This is a genomic window from Pseudomonas sp. (genome assembly GCF_050739655.1).
In the GTDB taxonomy this organism is placed as follows: domain Bacteria; phylum Pseudomonadota; class Gammaproteobacteria; order Pseudomonadales; family Pseudomonadaceae; genus Aquipseudomonas.
The window spans coordinates 1-18716 of the sequence record NZ_JBOIBY010000353.1; the positions used below are offsets into that span (position 1 = coordinate 1).

The 18716-nt window shown below is 59.5% G+C and carries 19 protein-coding genes; 17 read left to right on the forward strand and 2 right to left on the reverse strand.

The genetic code is table 11. The features are described 5' to 3' along the window. Nucleotides 1-147 precede the first annotated feature (147 nt). The 5 genes from ACRESJ_RS17100 (at nucleotide 148) to ACRESJ_RS17120 (ending at nucleotide 7164) form a co-directional block, all read left to right on the forward strand. Nucleotides 148-1065 (forward strand): LysR family transcriptional regulator, encoded by a 918-nt coding sequence (locus ACRESJ_RS17100; RefSeq protein WP_431758953.1) that lies wholly within the window; start codon nucleotides 148-150, stop codon nucleotides 1063-1065. Nucleotides 1066-1281: 216 nt separating this feature from the next. Further along, a complete protein-coding gene (locus ACRESJ_RS17105) occupies nucleotides 1282-2814 on the forward strand; it encodes an MFS transporter (protein WP_431758954.1) in 1533 nt (510 codons plus the stop codon). A 26-nt stretch (nucleotides 2815-2840) separates the two neighbouring features. After that, nucleotides 2841-3905, forward strand: a complete 1065-nt coding sequence (locus tag ACRESJ_RS17110; RefSeq protein WP_431758955.1) for an HlyD family secretion protein — start codon at nucleotides 2841-2843, stop codon at nucleotides 3903-3905. Further along, complete coding sequence (locus tag ACRESJ_RS17115; RefSeq protein WP_431758956.1) at nucleotides 3902-5473, forward strand: efflux transporter outer membrane subunit; 1572 nt, start codon at nucleotides 3902-3904, stop codon at nucleotides 5471-5473. Before ACRESJ_RS17110 ends, ACRESJ_RS17115 begins: the two co-directional genes overlap by 4 nt. A 107-nt stretch (nucleotides 5474-5580) precedes the next feature. Then, nucleotides 5581-7164 carry a glycosyltransferase family 39 protein gene (locus tag ACRESJ_RS17120; protein ID WP_431758970.1) on the forward strand — a complete coding sequence of 528 codons (1584 nt, stop codon included), beginning with the start codon at nucleotides 5581-5583 and terminating at the stop codon, nucleotides 7162-7164. Nucleotides 7165-7173: 9 nt separating this feature from the next. Here the strand turns inward: ACRESJ_RS17120 and ACRESJ_RS17125 are convergent, their stop codons facing one another. Further along, the gene (locus ACRESJ_RS17125; RefSeq protein WP_431758957.1) at nucleotides 7174-7932 is read right to left on the reverse strand and encodes a slipin family protein; all 759 of its coding nucleotides are present in this window, start codon (nucleotides 7930-7932) and stop codon (nucleotides 7174-7176) included. Between the two features lie 2 nt (nucleotides 7933-7934). After that, on the reverse strand, nucleotides 7935-8468 hold the full coding sequence (locus ACRESJ_RS17130) for an NfeD family protein (RefSeq protein ID WP_431758958.1): 534 nt from the start codon (nucleotides 8466-8468) through the stop codon (nucleotides 7935-7937). A 194-nt stretch (nucleotides 8469-8662) separates the two neighbouring features. Between ACRESJ_RS17130 and ACRESJ_RS17135 the strand changes: the two genes are divergently transcribed. The 12 genes from ACRESJ_RS17135 (at nucleotide 8663) to ACRESJ_RS17190 (ending at nucleotide 18635) form a co-directional block, all read left to right on the forward strand. Next, complete coding sequence (locus ACRESJ_RS17135) at nucleotides 8663-9124, forward strand: aminoacyl-tRNA deacylase (protein WP_431758959.1); 462 nt, start codon at nucleotides 8663-8665, stop codon at nucleotides 9122-9124. A 295-nt stretch (nucleotides 9125-9419) separates the two neighbouring features. Continuing rightward, complete coding sequence (locus ACRESJ_RS17140; protein WP_431758960.1) at nucleotides 9420-9665, forward strand: DUF2789 domain-containing protein; 246 nt, start codon at nucleotides 9420-9422, stop codon at nucleotides 9663-9665. A gap of 82 nt (nucleotides 9666-9747) precedes the next feature. Further along, on the forward strand, nucleotides 9748-9993 hold the full coding sequence (locus tag ACRESJ_RS17145) for a type II toxin-antitoxin system Phd/YefM family antitoxin (protein ID WP_431758961.1): 246 nt from the start codon (nucleotides 9748-9750) through the stop codon (nucleotides 9991-9993). Further along, nucleotides 9983-10264 (forward strand): type II toxin-antitoxin system RelE family toxin, encoded by a 282-nt coding sequence (locus ACRESJ_RS17150; protein ID WP_431758962.1) that lies wholly within the window; start codon nucleotides 9983-9985, stop codon nucleotides 10262-10264. The genes ACRESJ_RS17145 and ACRESJ_RS17150 overlap by 11 nt, the downstream gene beginning before the upstream one ends. 153 nt (nucleotides 10265-10417) lie before the next feature. After that, entirely contained in the window at nucleotides 10418-10846 is a 429-nt protein-coding gene (locus tag ACRESJ_RS17155; RefSeq protein ID WP_431758963.1) for a MarR family winged helix-turn-helix transcriptional regulator, read from the forward strand. Next, complete coding sequence (locus ACRESJ_RS17160; RefSeq protein ID WP_431758964.1) at nucleotides 10843-12915, forward strand: FUSC family protein; 2073 nt, start codon at nucleotides 10843-10845, stop codon at nucleotides 12913-12915. Before ACRESJ_RS17155 ends, ACRESJ_RS17160 begins: the two co-directional genes overlap by 4 nt. Beyond that, nucleotides 12912-13121 (forward strand): DUF1656 domain-containing protein, encoded by a 210-nt coding sequence (locus ACRESJ_RS17165; protein ID WP_056852052.1) that lies wholly within the window; start codon nucleotides 12912-12914, stop codon nucleotides 13119-13121. Before ACRESJ_RS17160 ends, ACRESJ_RS17165 begins: the two co-directional genes overlap by 4 nt. Next, complete coding sequence (locus ACRESJ_RS17170) at nucleotides 13118-14005, forward strand: efflux RND transporter periplasmic adaptor subunit (RefSeq protein WP_431758965.1); 888 nt, start codon at nucleotides 13118-13120, stop codon at nucleotides 14003-14005. The genes ACRESJ_RS17165 and ACRESJ_RS17170 overlap by 4 nt, the downstream gene beginning before the upstream one ends. Further along, nucleotides 14002-15450 (forward strand): efflux transporter outer membrane subunit, encoded by a 1449-nt coding sequence (locus tag ACRESJ_RS17175; RefSeq protein ID WP_431758966.1) that lies wholly within the window; start codon nucleotides 14002-14004, stop codon nucleotides 15448-15450. Before ACRESJ_RS17170 ends, ACRESJ_RS17175 begins: the two co-directional genes overlap by 4 nt. 92 nt (nucleotides 15451-15542) lie before the next feature. Next, nucleotides 15543-16178 carry an NADH:ubiquinone oxidoreductase subunit N gene (locus ACRESJ_RS17180; RefSeq protein WP_431758967.1) on the forward strand — a complete coding sequence of 212 codons (636 nt, stop codon included), beginning with the start codon at nucleotides 15543-15545 and terminating at the stop codon, nucleotides 16176-16178. 280 nt (nucleotides 16179-16458) lie between these two features. Then, nucleotides 16459-17964 (forward strand): YdgA family protein, encoded by a 1506-nt coding sequence (locus tag ACRESJ_RS17185; protein ID WP_431758968.1) that lies wholly within the window; start codon nucleotides 16459-16461, stop codon nucleotides 17962-17964. Between the two features lie 401 nt (nucleotides 17965-18365). After that, nucleotides 18366-18635 (forward strand): hypothetical protein, encoded by a 270-nt coding sequence (locus ACRESJ_RS17190; RefSeq protein ID WP_431758969.1) that lies wholly within the window; start codon nucleotides 18366-18368, stop codon nucleotides 18633-18635. Nucleotides 18636-18716: the final 81 nt, after the last annotated feature.

The window sequence follows — 18716 nt, forward strand, 5'->3', positions numbered from 1 at the left end:
CGCGAGCAATCGAGCGTCGACCGGCTGCTCCTACAGTTGACCTTCATCGCTTAACTGACTGGCATTAGGGCGAGCCTCGCTCCTACAGGGAGGAATCGCTGCTAGCATTGCGTCTGAGTCAATTCAGATCAGATACGAGTGCTTAACATGCAACTCCCAGACATGAACCTGTTGGTCGCCCTCGATGCACTGCTCGACGAAGGCAGCGTGGTAGGCGCCGCGCGGCGGATGAACTTGAGTCCAGCGGCCATGAGCCGGACCTTGACGCGTATTCGCGAAGCCATTGGCGATCCGATCCTGGTTCGCGCCGGCCGAGGTCTGGTGCCCACGCCCAAGGCGCTGGAGTTGCGTGAGCAGGTGCGCGATGTGGTGGAGCATGCTGCGCAGTTGTTCCATTCGGCCCGCGTGGTGGATCTGGGCAGTTTGCGTCGACGCTTCAGCATCCGGGCCAACGATTTTTTCATCGGCATTTACGGCGGCAAGCTGTTTGACACCATGGAGCGCCAGGCGCCCCATTGCGAATTGCGTTTTGCGCCCGAAGGCGATGGCGACGACGAGGCTTTGCGTGAGGGTCGCATCGATCTCAGCGTCAGCAACAACCGGCCACTGATGCCGGAAGTGAAAGTGCAGAACCTGTTCTCCACACAGTTTGTCGGACTGGTGCGCGAGGATCATCCCTTGCTCGATCAGGAAATCACCGCCGAACGTTTTGCCGGGTATTCCCACATCAGCATGTCCCGTCGCGGCATCGCCCGCGGGCCGATCGATGCGGCACTCAATGCGTTGGGACTGGAGCGGCGGGTGGCGGTGATCGCGCCCAGTTTCCACGCGGCGATGTTTGCGTTGCCCGATTCCGACCTCATTCTGCCAGTACCCAGGGAGACGCTGTTGAGCGTTCGTCGATTGGGCCTGAAGCTGCGTTCGTTCACCTTGCCGATCCCTTTGCCGACCATCGTGCTCAATCAGGCCTGGCACCCGCGCTTTGATAATGATCCCGCCCATCGCTGGTTGCGTGAGACGCTCAAGACCTGTTGCGATGAGACGTGGCTGGCTGCACAGCCTTGATGGCGTCAGGGGGCCATTAACACCTATGGATGGTGGTTGGCCTGACGCGACGATGTTAATTTTTTCCCTCATTTCCTGGCGGGGCCAGTTCGTCATCGCTTGATGGATGACTTTCAAATGCTGCGTCCCGCGCACTTATAAATTGCTGATAAGTCAGTTTTCGTCAGTGATTGTCGTTCGTAGACTGCCACCTACTTTTTTCGGAGTTTCAAACCGATGACCTCCCTCACGGCCTCGGTGCCTCTGGCCGCCCCCATGCCGGCCGCCGCGCCCATGGTGTTTGGTCCGCGGATCATCATCGGCCTGGTGGGCGTGTTATTGGCGGTGCTGGTTTCGGGCCTGAACGACATGGTGACCAAGGTTGCCCTGGCGGATATCCGTGGCGCCCTGGCCATCGGCTACGACGAGGGCACCTGGCTGGTCGCCAGTTATACCGCCACGTCAGTGGCCGCCATGGCGTTTGCGCCGTGGTGCGCAGTGACGTTTTCGCTGCGGCGTTTCACCCTCTGCGCCATCAGCGCGTTCACCCTGTTGGGCGTGTTGTGTCCTTTGGCGCCGAACTACGAAAGCCTGCTGGTACTGCGTACATTGCAAGGCTTGGCCGGCGGTGCGCTGCCGCCCATGCTGATGACCGTCGCCCTGCGTTTTCTGCCGGCCAACGTAAAGCTGTACGGTCTGGCTGGTTATACCCTGACGGCCACCTTTGGTCCGGGGCTAGGCACGCCGCTGGCCGGACTCTGGACCGAGTATGTCGGCTGGCAGTGGGCCTTCTGGCAAATCGTCGCGCCGTGCCTGATCGCCATGGTCGCGGTGGGTTATGGCATTCCTCAAGACCCGTTGCGCCTGGAGCGTTTCAAGCAGTTCAACTGGCGTGGTTTGCTGCTGGGTTTTCCGGCGATCTGCATGCTGGTGATTGGCATTCTGCAGGGCAATCGCCTGGATTGGTTCGAGTCGAATCTGATCTGCGGTTTGCTGGTTGGCGGGGCGTTGTTACTGGTGCTGTTTCTGATCAACGAGTGGTCGCAGCCGATTCCGTTCTTCAAGATGCAGATGCTCGGCATCCGCAACTTGTCGTTCGCGCTGATCACCCTCGCCGGGGTGCTGATGGTGTTGTTGGCGGTGGTGATTATTCCGTCGAGCTATCTGGCGCAAGTCCAGGGATATCGGCCGGTGCAGACGGCGCCGATCACGCTGTTGGCGGCGCTGCCTCAGTTGATTGCACTGCCGTTGGTGGCCGCGCTGTGCAACCTGCGCTGGGTCGATTGCCGCTGGGTGCTGGGGATTGGCCTGAGCATGCTGGTGCTGTCCTGCATTGGCGGTTCGCAGCTGACCTCCGTGTGGATTCGCGACGACTTCTACGTGCTGCAACTGCTGCAGATCTTCGGCCAGCCAATGGCGGTCTTGCCGCTGTTGATGCTGTCGACCGGCAGCATCAACCCCATGGACGGACCGTTCGCCTCGTCCTGGTTCAACACAGTCAAAGGCCTGGCGGCGGTGATCGCCACGGGCGTAGTCGAAACCTTGACGACGCAGCGCCTGCACTTCCACTCGACGATGCTGGTGGACCGGCTCGGCAATTCCCCCTTGGTCGATAACGACAGTCCAGGCCTTGCCCATCGGTTGCATGAGCAAGCGGTGGTGCTGACTGCCTCGGATCTTTACCTGTGCATGGCATGCATCGCCGTCGTGTTGATCCTGCTGATTTTCTGGTTGCCGACGCGGATTTATCCGCCGCGCGCGCCGACCTGAATGCTTTATTGAAACTGAAGGTTTTTATGACGACTCAAGCAAAGCAAAAAGTGGCCGTGGGCGTTGCGGTTGCCATCGCGATGGGCCTGCTGGTTTATCTGCTGGCGCCGAATATGTTTGGCCAGCGCACCCAGCAGAGCACCAATGACGCTTATGTCTCGGCGGACTACACGCTGGTGGTGCCGCGCGTTGCCGGGTTCATCAAGCAGGTGCTGGTGGAAGACAACCAGCGGGTCCAGGCCGGGCAACTGCTGGCGCTGATCGATGACCGTGATCTGCGCGCCGCCGCTGAAGCGGCCGCTGCCGAATCGCTGGTGGCGCAGGCGCAACTGCAAAACGCCCGGGCGACCCTTGAGCGACAGGCATCGGTGATCGCCCAGGCGCAGGCGACGGTGGTGTCGGCCAAGGCTGAAATGGCGTTCGCCGAGCAGGAACTCAATCGCTACAACCATCTCGCCGGGGTCGGCGCCGGCACGGTGCAAAATGCCCAGCAGGCGCGTACCCGTATCGATCAGGCCGGCGCCCGGTTGGCCAACGCTACCGCGCTGCTGGCAGCGGAACGCAAGCAGGTGGATATCCTGACGGCGCAGCGCGACGGGGCTGAAGGTGGCTTGAAGCGTGCGCAGGCGAAGCTGGAAATCGCCAGTTACGAGCTCTCTTACACACGCATCGTCGCACCGCAGGACGGAATGGTCGGCGAACGTGCCGTGCGGGTTGGCGCCTATGTCACCCCTGGCAGCAAGCTGCTGGCGGTGGTACCGCTGGCGCAGGCTTATGTGGTGGCGAATTTCCAGGAAACCCAATTGACCCACGTGCAGCCGGGGCAGGAAGTGCAGGTGCGCGTCGATACCTTTGGCGGCGAGGCGCTGAAGGGGCGCGTGGAGAGCATCGCACCGGCCACCGGCGTGACGTTCGCCTCGGTCAAACCGGACAACGCCACCGGCAACTTCACCAAGGTTGTGCAACGGATTCCGGTGAAAATTGTGCTGACGCCAGGGCAGCCATTGGCTGAGCGGTTGCGGGTGGGGATGTCGGTGGAGGCGCGGATTGATACGGCTGGTGTTAAGGCGAATGAGGTTGTTCAGCGATGAAGATTTCCGTTGATCATGCTGACGCCATCGCTAGCAGGCTAGCTCCCACAGTTGCTCTCGGTAGTACACACAATCTTTGTTCAGAAGCAGATCCAGTGTGGGAGCGGGCTTGCCCGCGAAGAGGCCTTAAAGTGCGCCTCACTTTTTGTGCCTTACTGCTGTTGAGCCTTACAGCCTGCACCGTCGGCCCTGACTTCCAGAAACCTGAAGCACAGCAAGTCAGCGAGTGGACGAAACCGTCGAAAGCAGCAGCCAGCCAGGCCATCGCCGAAACAATGAACGAACGCTGGTGGGAAGTCTTCAGCGACCCAAAACTCTCAGCCCTGAGCCAGCGCGCCCTGACCGACAACCTCGACCTGAAGCTCGCCAGCAGCCGCTTGCAGCAAAGCCGCGCCGTGCGTCAGGTGGTCACTGCCGAGCGCTACCCGAACACCGCCGCCACGGGCAGTTACAGCCGTAAACGCAACAGCGGCGAAGGCTTGATGGACCCTTCCGGAAACAACGGCAAATCCGCATTCAACCTCTGGGAAGCCGGTTTCTCCGCCTCCTGGGAGTTGGACTTCTGGGGCCGGGTGCGCCGCGAAACCGAAGCCGCCGATGCCACCCTGGAAGTGGCGGAAAACGATCGTCGTGGCGTGCTGCTGTCGGTACTCGCCGAAACCGCACAGGACTACATCCAACTGCGCGGCGTACAAAACATCCGTGCTGTCACCGAGCAGAACCTGGAGGTCGCACGCCACAGTTTGAAGCTGTCGCAGTTGCGTCTGGCTGACGGTGTCGCGACCGATCTGGATGTCGCTGAAGCCGCAGCGCAAGTCGCGGCCATCGAGTCACGCCTGCCCGCGCTGGAGCAACGTCAGGCACAACTGATCAATGCCTTGAGCCTGTTGATGGGCGAGCCGCCACACGCGTTGGCGTCTGAGTTGTCCAGCGACGCACTGGTGCCGCAAACCCCGCGCCTGGTCGCCATCGGGCTGCCGTCGCAACTGGCCGAACGCCGCCCGGACATCCGCGAGGCCGAAGCCCGCTTGCACGCCGCGACCGCCAGCATCGGCGTGGCCAAGGGCGATTTTTATCCGCGTATTACCCTGTCTGGCAATGTCGGGTCACAAGCCATGCAACTGGGCGATTTCGGTTCCTGGGGTTCGCGCACGTTCGGCATCGGCCCACAGTTCAGCTTGCCGCTGTTCGACGGTGGGCGTTTGCGCGGTGTGCTGAATTTGCGCGAAGCACAACAACAGGAAGCGGCCATCGCCTATCAGCAAACCGTGTTGCGCGCCTGGCATGAAATTGACGATCAGTTGAGCGCCTTCAACGCCAGCCAACTGCGCCGCGACAGCCTGGGTGAAGCCGTGCGTCAGAACCAGATCGCACTACGCACAGCGCAACAGCAATACGTGGAAGGCGTAGTGGATTTCGTCAATGTTCTCACCGTGCAAGGCGCGTTGCTGGCGACCCAGGAGCAGTGGGTCGAGAGCTCGACCGGTGTGTCGCTGGCTGCGGTCGGTTTGTACAAGGCGCTCGGTGGCGGGTGGCAGTCGGTGTATCCGCTGGCGGCGCAACGCTGAACCAGAATGGCTCACTTCATCGGTTCGCCTGCGTGAATAGCGGCGTGGCAACGGGCAGTGGCCTAGAGTGAGCAGGGTGTCCTGATCGCGCAGGTGTAAAAAAGGTGATAGAGGTAGAGCGCAAAGAGCCGTTGGTCAAACCTCTGCGATCTGGCGCGAACCGTCGGTTATCTCGCGACACTCAGTGGCTGCACGCCTGGATCGGTGGGCTGCTTATCCTGGTACTGGCCACTCTGGCGCGATTTTATGACCTGACAGCCGGGGCTATCTGGGGTGATGAGGGTTCCAGTCTGCTGATGAGCCGCTACGCCCTGGCGGACATCTGGATTCATGCTGCGCGTGATGTGCATCCCCCTCTGTATTTCATGCTGCTTCACGGCTGGATCGAAGTGTTTGGTGACGGCATTTTCCCGATACGCAGCTTGAGTGCGCTGCCGGGCATTGCCGCGGTGGTTTTGGGTATGTGGCTGGTCCGATTGATGGCCAACACTCGCGCGGCGCTGCTGGCGGGGCTGATGCTGGCGTTGTTGCCTACCGCAGTGCGCTATAGCCAGGAAGTGCGGATGTATTCGTTGCTGGGCATGTGGATGCTCGGCGCGACGATTGCGCTGGTGTATTGGGTCAAGCAACCTCGTCACACTTCGGCGCTGGTGATTTACGCGATGCTGATGACTGTCGGGTTTTACACCCACTATTTCACCGCATTGTGCGTGATCGTCCATTGGGCCTATCTGCTGGTGCTGCGCTTGCAGCCGGTCAATCCCCTGAAACACATCAATCGCCCAGACTGGTGGCTGGCCAATGTTGGCATTGTGCTGCTGTTTTGCCCTTGGATTCCCGGGCTGATCGATCTGATCGAGCATATGGACCAGCTCAAAGCCAACGGTGATGTAGGTTGGGAGTTGCCCGTCACGCTCAGTTCTTTGCCATCGATGGTGTGGACATTTCTGATTCAGGACGATGGGGGAAGTCTGTCTTTGCCGTTGTTCGGCGCGCTGCCGATGCTGCTCCTGGGTGTGATCGTGATGACATTGTTACGCGACCGCAGCCGCTATCGCTGGAGCACCTTGCTGGCGCTCTATTGCTTGTTTCCACTGATGCTGGTTTACGCGGTCTCGTTCATTTCTCCGGTGTTCATCGAGCGCTATCTGAACGCCTATGCATTGGGCCTGCCGCTGATCATGGCGCTGGCCATCGACCGCTTGCTCCATGGCTTTCGCTTACTGGCGTTCGGGCTGTTGGCATTGTTTGTCGGCACCGAGCTTGTGGGCCTGAAAACCAATGCCACGGTGGATGTGAATGACCAGACCAGCGTGATGGTCGAGTTCGTCAACCAGCACTTCGTCGAAGGCGACCGGATCGTCATCAGCGACATGCTCTGGTACCTGAGTTATGTCTACTACAACCGCACCGATGCAGAACCGATGCTCTACACCCCACCCTTGGCCGATGGCGCCTCCCGCCGGCCGAACGCTTACGGGTTCGGCACGCTGGTGGTGGGTGAGGCGGAAAGAATCTACCTTGATCACTTGAATCAATTGCCCAGAGGAACAGGCCGCGTCTGGTTAATCAGCACGGCCGACCAACCGGACGAATTCGCCCCCTTGCCTGCGGGTTGGCAGAAGGTCAGTGAAACCGTCGCGGCTAATACGCGAGCGCGCCTGTTCGTCATGGGAATCGAGTCGCGCTGAGGGCAGCATTCAAGGTTTCGACGACAAGTCCGCCATGCCCTTGAGCAGCTCGATCGGCAACGGAAAGACGATCGTCGAACTCTTGTCCCCGGCGATCGAATTGAGCGTCTGCATGTAGCGCAACTGCATGGCGCCGGGCTGGCGGCCGAGCATTTCGGCGGCCTGCATGAGTTTTTCCGAGGCCTGCAATTCACCTTCGGCGTGGATCACTTTGGCCCGGCGTTCGCGTTCTGCTTCGGCCTGTTTGGCGATGGCGCGGATCATTGATTCGTTAAGGTCCACGTGTTTGATTTCGACGTTGGCGACCTTGATGCCCCAGGTATCGGTTTGGGCATCGAGTACTTGCTGGATGTCGAAGTTAAGCCTTTCTCGCTCGGCCAGCAGTTCATCCAGCTCATGTTTACCCAGCACGGCGCGCAAAGTGGTTTGCGCCAATTGGCTGGTGGCCATGAAAAAGTCTTCGACCTGGATGATTGCCTTCTGCGCGTCGAGCACGCGGAAGTACAGCACCGCGTTGACCTTGACCGAGACGTTGTCGCGGGTGATGACGTCCTGCGTGGGTACGTCGAGCACCACGGTACGCAAGTCGACACGGACCATTTGCTGGACCACTGGAATCAGCAGAATCAGGCCGGGGCCCTTGACCTGCCAGAAGCGCCCGAGCTGGAAAACCACCCCGCGCTCGTACTCACGCAAGATGCGGAAGGTCGCTCCGGCCAGTGCGATCAAAAGCAGTAGTAGCGCGACAAAACCCAGTTGCAAGCCCATGGTTATTCTCCAACCGACACCGCGTCAGTCGCGGCCACTTCCAGCAGCAAACCCTTGCGTGCCACGACCCGCACCCGCTGCCCGATCTGCAACGGCTTGGCGCTCGACACTTGCCAGCGCTCGCCTTGCAAATGCACCCAGCCGTGACAGGCATCGCTGGTCTGCACAGACAACACGGGCGTGACGCTGCCCAGCAATCCGGCATCGCCGCTGACGTTCTTGCGCGGTCGGGTTTTCAGGGCGCGGATCAGCAGGAAGATCAGCAGCAGCGCGCTGATCAGTCCCAGGCCGATCATCAATGGAACGGGCATTTCGGCATTGCTCAAAATCAGCGCGCCGATCACGAACATCACGATGCCGCCCAAGCCGATGACGCCGTAGTTGGGCAATGCCGCTTCAGCGATCAAGAACGCTATGCCGAAGGTGATCAGCCAGATCCCGACGGGATTGGAAACCACCGGGCCAACAGTGTCTGCGGCGAAGGCTGATCCGCCAAAGGCCAACAGTAGCGCGACTAAACCACAACGAATGTTCACGTGACCCTCCGCGAGAGTCGGTCCTGTCTGTATTAAGTTTAGTTCACATGCAAGTTGTTCAAAATTTGCTCAACTGTTGATCTGTCCGATGGGCGGATTTTCCGTTGAAACGGCCCGGCGGGCCTAGACTTTTACTACGAAGATAAGCATTAACCACCGTCCGCCAAGCGTTATCGCGGACACCGAGGTGCATCATGCGTATGGCAAGAACCGTGCAAAGAAGCCTGGAAAAGGCTCAATGCGACTATGACATCGTGACCCACCCACACTCGGCCAGCAGCCTGGAAACGGCGCGGGTATCAGGCATTCCTGCCGAACGGATGGCCAAGTCCGTCATCCTCGACGATCACCACGGGCATTATCTGATGGCCGTGCTGCCCGCCAGCCGCCACCTGGACTTGAGCAAAGTGCGCAGCAGTGGTGAATGGCAGGTTTCCCGGGAAAGCAACCTGCCGCACCTGTTCGATGATTGCGAACGTGGCGCGGTACCTGCCCTGGGCGAAGCCTATGGGCTGGACGTGGTCATCGACCCTTTGCTGACCCGCCAGAAAGACATTTATCTGGAGGCTGGCAACCACATCAATCTGCTGCACATGAACATGCCGGATTTCCTGAAAATGGTGCCGCATGCGGAGGTGCGGGAGTTGAGTGATTAGGCCTTGCAGTGTTTTGACTGCCGTCATCGCGGGCAAGCCCGCTCCCACAGTAGATCGGTTGGAAATGGATGATTTGTATACGACGACGATCCTGTGGGAGCTGGCTTGCCAGCGATGGCGGAGTGTCAGACGACATTGATGTTGGATGTGCTCGCCTCATCGCGGGAAGCCTCGCTGCTACGATGGAATAGGCTTGGTACATAAAATTAGTTCGTGACAACGATCTAAATGTGGGAGCGGGCTTGCTCGCGATTGACCGCGCAGCGGTCCCTTTACTGGTTCACAGGAGTCAAACATGGAAAACCCAACCCACAGCCTCCCATCCCTGTTCAAGCAACTCGGCCTGGCCGATGACCCCGAAGGCATCGACAAATTCATCGCCACCCACTCACCGCTCAAGCCGGATTTACACCTGGCGGATGCGTTTTTCTGGTCCAAGGGCCAGGCACAATTTCTGCGTGACGAAATTCTGGATGACGCCGATTGGGCAGAGGTGGTCGACCAATTGGATGTGTTGTTGAGGAAGGGGCGGGGAGGATAGGAATCTGATGGGCAGTAGGTTTTCAAGATTGCTCATGGAACAAAATTAGACCAGAATTGAGACCTTATTTGAGGTCTTAATTATGCAAAATGTCTTGGCCGATATGGCTGTCAGTGTATCTGAATTGAAGAAAAACCCATCCGCCGTGCTCAATGGCGCCCATGGTGGGCCTGTGGCAGTGTTGAATCACAATCGAGTCATGGGCTACATGGTTCCGGCTGATGTTTTCGAAGCCATGATGGATCGCCTTGATGATCTCGAACTTGCAGAAATCGTGCGGGCTCGTCGTCATGAAACACCGATTCCGGTAACTCTTGATGACCTATAAGCTCGAATTTCTACCTTCTGCACGCAAGGAATGGGACAAATTGGGGCACACGCTACGAGAGCAATTCAAAAAGAAATTGGCCGAACGCCTGGAGCTTCCTCGTATCCCATCTGACGCCCTGCATGGCATGCCTGACTGCTACAAAATCAAACTGAAGTCATCTGGATACCGACTGGTGTATGAGGTTATAGATGAGCGCATTGTCGTTTCGGTTGTCGCTGTTGGTAAGCGCGAACGCAGCGCAGTTTACGAGCGGGCCAAGCGACGCTAAGGCCTTGATTTCGGACCTGCCGCTAGCGGCCAAGTCATTGGCCGCCAATTTGTTTCAAAACTTGACTGAAAATCCCCTCAAATGTCATATTGATAGTTAGCAAACTAACAGTGTGTGTTTTCCTTCGTGCCGAATAATCTCGACGCTCTGCAGATGAACATCAGCAGTTCCATGGTGGTGGCCGCCAGGCACTGGCGCAAAATCTGCCAGACTACGCTGGTCAACTATGGAATTTCCGAAGCCTGTGCCGTCCCTCTGCTGATGATCGGGCGACTGGGCGAGGGTGTGCGTCAGGTTACGGTGGCGCAGGCGGCGGGGATGGAAAGTCCGTCCCTGGTGCGTTTGCTCGATCAGCTGTGCCACGCAGGATATGTCTGCCGCACTGCCGATGCTCAAGACCGCCGCGCAAAATGCCTGAGCCTGACCGAAAGCGGTCGCACGCTGGTGCAAGCTGTCGAAATTGAATTGGTTCGCCTGCGTAATGAGGTCCTCGAAGGGATCGACCGCCGAGATCTGGAGGCTACGCTAAGGGTCTTGAGAGCTTTTGAGGCGGCCAGTGCGCCGGCGGTGGTCAACCCTTGAGCGGATTCTTTTCCGGTATGCCCTCGGCACGGGACTGGTTCTACGGTGTGCGTACCTTCGCCGCGTCGATGATCGCGCTGTACATCGCCATGCTCATGCAAATGCCGCGTCCTTACTGGGCGATGGCCACGGTGTATATCGTTTCCAGCCCATTTGTCGGCCCCACCAGCTCCAAGGCTCTATACCGCGCGGTCGGCACCTTTGTCGGCGCCGCTGCGGCGGTTTTTTTCGTGCCGATGTTTGTCCAGAGCCCCTATGTGCTGGTGCTGGTCATCGCGCTGTGGACCGGGATTTTGCTGTTCCTTTCCATGCACCTGCGCACGGCCAACAACTATGCCCTGATGCTCGCCGGCTACACCTTGCCGCTGATTGCCCTGCCGGTGGTGGATAACCCGTTGGCGGTGTGGGACGTGGCGGAGGCGCGCACCGAAGAGATTTTTCTCGGCATTGCCGTCGCGGCAGTGGTGGGGGCGATGTTCTGGCCACGTCGGCTGGCGCCGGTGTTCAACGATTCGGTGAGCAAATGGTTTAGCGATGCGTCGACCTACAGCCAGCGTTTTCTCAGCCGCGACGTGCAACCCGATGAAGTCAGTGCGTTGCGTTCGTCGATGGTGACGACCTTCAACACGCTGGAACTGATGATCGGCCAGCTGCCCCATGAAGGCGCAGGACCGCAAACGGTGCGTAACACCAAGGAATTGCGCGGGCGGATGATCCATTTGTTGCCGGTCATCGATGCCCTCGACGACGCGCTATACGCCCTGGAGCGGCGCACACCCGAGCTTGTGGAAAAGTTTGCACCGGTGCTCGACGCCAGCCGCGAGTGGCTGCAACACAAGGATGCCGACCCGCAACGCTGGCAAATGCTCAGAGACCAGCTCGAAGCCCTGCAACCGAGCGCCGAGGCACTGGAGGATCGCAAGCAATTGCTGTTCTCCAACGCGCTGTATCGCCTTGGCGAGTGGATCGATGTGTGGCAGGACTGCCGCAGCCTGCAAGTCGCCATCCAGTGCGAAAGCCAGCAACCCTGGCGCGCGGTGTACCGGCACTGGCGCCTGGGTCGGCTGTCACCGTTTCTGGATCGTGGCTTGATGCTGTATTCCGCCGCCTCTACGGTGACCGCAATCATTGTCGCTTCGGTGCTGTGGATTCTGCTCGGCTGGACCGATGGCGGTGCCGCCGTGATTCTGGCGGCGGTGTCGTGCAGTTTCTTTGCCTCGATGGACGACCCGGCGCCGCAGATCTACCGGTTCTTTTTCTGGACGGCGATGTCGGTGTTGTTCGCCAGTCTCTACCTGTTTCTGGTACTGCCCAACCTGCATGATTTCCCGATGCTGGTGCTGGCGTTTTCCGTGCCGTTCATTGTGGTCGGCACCCTGACAGTCAGGCCGCAGTTTTACCTCGGCATGCTGCTGACGCTGGTGAACACATCGTCGTTCATCAGTATTCAGGGCGCCTACGACGCCGACTTCCTCAGCTTTGCCAACTCCAACCTTGCCGGGCCGATTGGCTTGCTGTTTGCCTTCGTCTGGACCCTGGTTGCCCGGCCATTTGGCGCGGAACTGGCGGCCAAGCGCCTGACCCGTTTTGCCTGGCGCGACATCGTCAGCCTCACGGAGCCGGCCACCTTGGCCGATCACCGACAGTTGGGCGTGCAGGTACTGGATCGCCTGATGCAGCATTTGCCGCGTCTGGCCATGACCGGCCAGGACACCGGCATCGCCCTGCGCGAAGTACGCGTGGCACTGAATCTGCTGGATTTGCTGGCCTATACACCTCGGATCCAGGGTGTACCGCAGGCGTTGCTGCGTCAGGTGGTGACCGAGGTGGGTCAATACTTCACGGCTTGCCTGAAGGCGGGCGAACGCTTGCCAGCGCCAAGCCCCTTGTTGATGACCCTCGACCGCACTCGCCGCGCCCTCTGTGGTGCAGGCGACGATGAAACCCGCCTGCATTTGCTGCACGCCTTGAGTGGTTTGCGCCTGTCGCTGCTGCCCGGTGTTGAATTCGTTGGTTCTGCCGAGCCTGAAGAACCGCTTCCCCATGGCATCGATGGAGCGCCTTTATGATCGGTGATCTGGATATCAGCGGGGTGTTCCTGCCCACGCTGCTGGTGCTGATGGGTATTACCTATCTGTTGTACCTGTTGGTGCACGGGGTGCTGACGCGCCTGCACTTTTACCGTCTGGTCTGGCACCGGGCATTGTTTAACGTGGCTCTCTACGCCTTGCTGCTTGGCGCCGTGGATTCACTCAGTCGATACCTGATGACATGAAAAAACCGTTTCTAACCCTCGGTCGCATAGTGCTTACCCTGTTGGTCGTGAGCTTCGCCGTGGTCGTGGTCTGGCGCATGGTGATGTATTACATGTACGCGCCCTGGACCCGTGACGGGCACATTCGCGCCGACATCGTGCAAATCGCGCCGGACGTTTCCGGGCTGATCCAGAAAGTGGAAGTGCGTGACAACCAGTTGGTCAAGCGCGGCCAGGTGTTGTTCACCATTGATCAGGACCGTTTCAAACTGGCCCTGCGTCAGGCAAAAGCGGCGGTGGCCGATCGCGAGGAAACCCTCGCCCAGGCCCAGCGCGAGGCCAAGCGTAACAAGGGGCTCGGCAATCTGGTGCCGGGTGAGCAACTGGAAGAAAGCCAGTCAAAGGTGGCCCGCGGCCAAGTCGCATTGATGGAAGCGCAAGTGGCGGTCGATAGCGCCCAGTTGAACCTCGATCGCTCGGTGATCCGCAGCCCCGTGGACGGTTACGTCAACGACCGTGCGCCGCGCAGCCAGGAGTTCGTCAGCGCCGGGCGGCCAGTGTTGTCGGTGGTGGACAGCAATTCGTTCCACATCGACGGCTATTTCGAAGAAACCAAACTCGATGGCATCCATGTCGGGCAGAGCGTTGATATCCGCGTGATCGGCGACCGTGCACGGCTGCGCGGTCACGTGGAAAGCATCGTCGCCGGCATCGAAGACCGCGACCGCACCAGCGGCAATAACCTGCTGCCCAACGTCAACCCGGCGTTCAGCTGGGTACGGCTGGCGCAGCGGATTCCGGTGCGGATTGCCTTTGACGATGTGCCAGCGGATTTCCGCATGATCGCCGGGCGTACGGCCACGGTTTCGATTATTGACGACCAGAATCGGGAGCCAGCGCAATGAGCAAGGCCTCGGGTTTGGCGATCGCCGGATTAGGCTTGCTGCTGTCGGCGTGCCAGATGGTTGGGCCGGACTATCACCTGCCGGAAGAAGCCGCCATCCATCGTGAAGATCTGCAGGGTGATCTGGCGGTGGACGGTAAACCGGTGGTTTCGGCGCCCGTGCCTGCCGATTGGTGGCGTCTGTATCAAGACCCGCGGCTCGACCAGTTGGTGCAGCAGGCCATGGCTTCCAACACCGATTTGCGCGTGGCGGCGGCCAACCTGTCCCGGGCGCGCGCTCAGGTCGACGAGGCTGAAGCAGCCGGCGGCTGGAGTGGCGGCGTGAAGATGGGCGCCCAGCGCTTGCAGGAGTCCGGCGAAGCCTTTTTGCTGCCGGAAAAGGTGCCGGTGGCCAACATCGGCGATATCGGCATCAGCGCTTCGTACCAGTTCGACCTGTTCGGCACGCTGCAGCGCGGCATCGAAGCGGCCAAAGCCAATGCTGATGCGACCCAGGCGGCTGCCGATACGGCGCGTATTACCCTGGTCGCCGACGTGGTACGCGCTTATACCCAAGTGTGTGCGGCCAACGAAGAGCGGGAAATTGCCCAGCATTCCCTCGATCTGCAATCGCAAAGCACCACGCTGATCCAGCGCCTGCGCGACGCCGGACGTGGCGACGAAACCCAGGTCACCCGCTCGCAGACCCAATTCAAATCCTTGCGCGCCGACATGCCGCGCTATGAAGCGGCGCGGCAGACCGGGCTGTTCCGCCTGTCGATGCTGTTGGCCAAACCCGTGGATCAACTGCCGGCGGGCACCGCGACCTGTGCCGAGTTGCCGAAAATCACGCAGCTGGTGCCGGTCGGTGATGGCGCCGCGTTGCTCAAGCGTCGTCCCGACGTACGGCAAGCCGAGCGTCATCTGGCTGCCGCGACGGCCACCATCGGTGTTGCTACGGGGCAGTTGTACCCAGACATCAGTTTCGGGGCGACCATTGGCACCATCGGTATTCTGGACAACCTTGGCGAGCCCTCCACCAACCGCTGGGGCTTCGGCCCGTCGCTGAGCTGGAAGGTGCCGACCAACGGCGCCCGTGCCCGCATCCGCGAAGCCGAGGCCGCCACCCAAGGCGCGCTGGCGCATTTCGACGGCGTGGTGCTCAACGCAATCCGTGAAACCCAGACCGGCCTGGCCCAGTATTCCGCGTTGCTGCAACGCCGTGATGCGCTGGCCGAAGCCGAGCAATCGGCCAAGCTGGCGGCCGACCAGACGCACCGGTTCTTCCTGGCGGGCCGCGCGTCATTCCTGGCGGACCTGCAGGCCACCCGCACTTATATCGATGTCACGGCGCAACTGGCCTCGGCGAACACACAGGTGGTCGTGGGACAGATCAATTTGTTCCTGGCGTTGGGCGGTGGTTGGGAAAGCGGACGAACGCAAGCGTCGAACTCCGGCAAACCCTGAGGCCGTTGCTATGCTTTGAAGTGTTGGAAGGGTGTTTACGCAAAACGCCCTTGCAGTGCACAAGGCTTGCGCAGGTCATGGGGAAACCAATAATGAAAAACCCTTATGCTCTCGGCTTCTGGTGTGCCGTCGTGGCGTTAGTGCTGCTTACGGCAACCTATTTCTACGGCATCATGCTGACCCGTCAGATCGACACGGCAATGGCGTTTCTCGACAGCGCTGTCGCGTTGATCGCCGTGATGTCCATCGCCGTCGTGGCCTGGGCGTCGGTCCAGACTCGACGGATCAAAAAAAGACAACTCGAACAAGGCAAGACCCTGGTGCTCATCTGGGACACCAAGGTGGCGTTGCGTCGTGTCGAAACGGTGTTCGACCGTTATTTTTGGGGCAGTTACTGGCAGCCGGGGCGCACGTTCCAGGAAGTCATGGGCGAACTGACCGGTACGCCGCTGGAAAAAAGCCTCGAAACCCTGAAAAAACAATGCCTGGAGCTGGACAAGCAAGTGGCTGACGATGGTCGCCACTGGCTCAACAACGCCCGGGAGCTGGCCGACGTCGCCACCGCGATGGCCCGTGAGCGCTATCAGTTGGACTTCTGCGACCCCCGTGGGGAAGTGACGGGCGGGGCGGTGATCAATCGCGATTTTGAAGTGCTGGTGTACACCTGGACGGCGCGGCTTAAAACCTTTGATCATCAGTTGGATGAGATCGAGGTTCAGTATTCCTGATACAGATCGTTCCCACGCTCTGCGTGGGAATGCCTCAACGGACGCTCCGCGTTCGGCTCTTGATTGGGACGCAGAGCGTCCCGGGCTGCATTCCCACGCGGAGCATGGGAACGATCAAACAACACAACCCCCAAGACACTCTTTCACCTTTAATCATTGGGCCGCGCCGCGCGCCTGATGCTAATCTGCACCCCACTTTCAGCGCTGTCGTGACCGCAACCCGTCCTGGGTTCAGGGAAGACGACCACACCTTCAACAACGGACATTGAACGGGTCATACATGAATAAATCAGCAGGCGTGCTTCTGGGGATTGTGGTTGCCATCGGGGCCATCAGCGCCGGCGGTGCCTGGTTCACCGGCACCAAAATCGAAGGGGTGTTGAACACGTCCCTGGCCGATGCCAACAAGCAGTTGCAGGCCGCCATGGTCGGGTACAAAGGCACGGCGTCGCTGGAGCTGGTGTCGCTGGAGCGTCATGTATTCAGCAGTACCGCGCACTATCGCCTCAAGGGCGAAGGCGAAATGTTTGGCGAAGCGCCGGTCGAATTGCTGTTCGTGGATCACATCGAACACGGTCCATTGCCGTTCTCGCGCCTGGTATCGCTCAAATGGTTGCCCGTCATGGCCACCAGTCACTACGAACTGGAAAAGACGCCGCTCACCGAAAAGTGGTTCGCCGCCGCCAAGGACGCTTCGCCGCTCAAGGGTGTGGTCAATATCGGCTATGACAGTTCCACCAGCGGCACGCTGGAATTGCTGCCGCTGGAAACCGCCCTGGACGACAAATCCAGCATGAAGTTTTCAGGTCTGAAAGTTGACGTTTCGGCCAGCGCCCAGGCGCAGAAGGTCAAGGCCGACGGTTACATGGACAGCCTGAAGCTGACCACCGTTTCCGAAGATCAGGCACCGGTTCAGGTCGAGTTGAGCGGCCTGACCCTGGCCAGCAACCTGACCAAGAGCACCTACGGCTATTACACCGGCGACAACACCCTCGAACTGAGCAACAGCAAAACCACCTATGGCGCCAAACAGACGGTGCTGGGCTTCAAGAATTTTGAAATGAAGAACCACACCGAGGAATCGGGCACCAGCGCTTCGGGGCGTGCCGATTACAAAATCGGTGAAGTGTCGCTCAACGGTAAGGCTGTGGGTTCCGCACAACTGGCCCTAAGCCTGAAGAATCTCGACATCCCATCGACCATGGTGTTGATGCAGATTTACCAGACCAAACTGCAACCGTACGAGCAGGCGGCGACCGAAGCTGCTGAAGCGGGCCTGCCGGCACCAGAGCTGAACCTGACCGAAGCTGAAGAAGCACAGCTCAAAACCAATCTGGAGCAATTGCTCGCGGCCGGCCCGCAAGTGGCGCTGGAGAACCTCTCGTTCAACACCGCCAATGGCGAAAGCCGTGCCAACCTAGTACTTGATCTGACCAAGCCGCAATCGATCGATTTGCCGGCCGATCAATTGGTCAGACAGCTGATCGCCTTGCTGGACGTCAACCTGCAAGTGTCCAAGCCGATGCTCGTAGACGTGCTCACCGTGCAGTCGCAGATCGACGGCCAGACCGACGCCAAGCTGATCGCCGATCAGGCCTCCGCCACGGTCGACATGTTCAGCGGCATGGCTGTTGGCTCGCAGCTGGCAAAACTGGACGGCAACAACGTCGTCAGCAAATTGCACTACGCCAACAATCAGGTGGACTTCAACGGCCAGAAAATGACCCTCGAAGAGTTTGTCGGCTTCTTGATGAACAAGTTCGGTGGCGCCCAAGCGATCCAGTAAAAACCGCAACCCGTACAGCAACGCCCGGCCTCCGCATCCTGCGGACGTCGGGCGTTTTGCTTTCCAGAGCGTTGAAGGGCGTCACCCTGATCCGAGACTCGTGTAGGAGGAATCTGAAGCGTGCAAACAGGGTTGTATTGGGTTTCGGCGCTCGCCTATCGTTGGTCCGTCGCCGACGAATCGGTGATGGACCTTAGCCGGTCGTTTTCGATGATGCACAAGCGCCCGTATAATCGCGGCGCTTTTTGCTGCCTGACATCTGTCTATGGTGGCTGTGCGTGGGACACCTTCGGGTGTGCCGGGTTCATCTGACCGGTCGGCTAACCCACGTACAGCTACCACCTCAATCGATTAGCCGCGAGCAGGGTGGGGTCCTAACCCTATTAGATGAGATTCAAACCATGTCTAACTACCATCCGCTCCAAGGTAACTTCAGCGCTACACCCACGCTTTACATCGACACTGAAGCCCCCGTCTCAGACCTTCTCGAAACCGCCAATCATCGAATCAAAGCTGCGCGAAATCTGCTCAACAGCATCACCTGTCTGTGCGTAAAAGACGCCGAAGGCCACGACCTGGAACACTTCGCCAACGTCGCCCACATATTGATCCAGGACGGTTGCGACGCCCTGAACGCATTGGGCTGGAAGCTCGACCTCACCTCTCGCTAACCATCACCACCCCGTGTAGGAGCTGCCGAAGGCTGCGATCTTTTGATCTTGTTTTTAAAATCAAAATCAAAAGATCGCAGC

What these genes read in the sequence shown, in the direction of transcription:
- ACRESJ_RS17165 (WP_056852052.1), top strand. Translation starts at nt 12,912, where the DNA reads ATGATCGGTGATCTGGATATCAGCGGGGTGTTCCTGCCCACGCTGCTG.
- ACRESJ_RS17185 (WP_431758968.1), top strand. Translation starts at nt 16,459, where the DNA reads ATGAATAAATCAGCAGGCGTGCTTCTGGGGATTGTGGTTGCCATCGGG.
- ACRESJ_RS17125 (WP_431758957.1), bottom strand. Translation starts at nt 7,932, where the DNA reads ATGGGCTTGCAACTGGGTTTTGTCGCGCTACTACTGCTTTTGATCGCA.
- ACRESJ_RS17110 (WP_431758955.1), top strand. Translation starts at nt 2,841, where the DNA reads ATGACGACTCAAGCAAAGCAAAAAGTGGCCGTGGGCGTTGCGGTTGCC.
- ACRESJ_RS17105 (WP_431758954.1), top strand. Translation starts at nt 1,282, where the DNA reads ATGACCTCCCTCACGGCCTCGGTGCCTCTGGCCGCCCCCATGCCGGCC.
- ACRESJ_RS17155 (WP_431758963.1), top strand. Translation starts at nt 10,418, where the DNA reads ATGAACATCAGCAGTTCCATGGTGGTGGCCGCCAGGCACTGGCGCAAA.
- ACRESJ_RS17180 (WP_431758967.1), top strand. Translation starts at nt 15,543, where the DNA reads ATGAAAAACCCTTATGCTCTCGGCTTCTGGTGTGCCGTCGTGGCGTTA.
- ACRESJ_RS17145 (WP_431758961.1), top strand. Translation starts at nt 9,748, where the DNA reads ATGCAAAATGTCTTGGCCGATATGGCTGTCAGTGTATCTGAATTGAAG.
- ACRESJ_RS17140 (WP_431758960.1), top strand. Translation starts at nt 9,420, where the DNA reads ATGGAAAACCCAACCCACAGCCTCCCATCCCTGTTCAAGCAACTCGGC.
- ACRESJ_RS17115 (WP_431758956.1), top strand. Translation starts at nt 3,902, where the DNA reads ATGAAGATTTCCGTTGATCATGCTGACGCCATCGCTAGCAGGCTAGCT.
- ACRESJ_RS17170 (WP_431758965.1), top strand. Translation starts at nt 13,118, where the DNA reads ATGAAAAAACCGTTTCTAACCCTCGGTCGCATAGTGCTTACCCTGTTG.
- ACRESJ_RS17135 (WP_431758959.1), top strand. Translation starts at nt 8,663, where the DNA reads ATGCGTATGGCAAGAACCGTGCAAAGAAGCCTGGAAAAGGCTCAATGC.
- ACRESJ_RS17100 (WP_431758953.1), top strand. Translation starts at nt 148, where the DNA reads ATGCAACTCCCAGACATGAACCTGTTGGTCGCCCTCGATGCACTGCTC.
- ACRESJ_RS17150 (WP_431758962.1), top strand. Translation starts at nt 9,983, where the DNA reads ATGACCTATAAGCTCGAATTTCTACCTTCTGCACGCAAGGAATGGGAC.
- ACRESJ_RS17190 (WP_431758969.1), top strand. Translation starts at nt 18,366, where the DNA reads ATGTCTAACTACCATCCGCTCCAAGGTAACTTCAGCGCTACACCCACG.
- ACRESJ_RS17175 (WP_431758966.1), top strand. Translation starts at nt 14,002, where the DNA reads ATGAGCAAGGCCTCGGGTTTGGCGATCGCCGGATTAGGCTTGCTGCTG.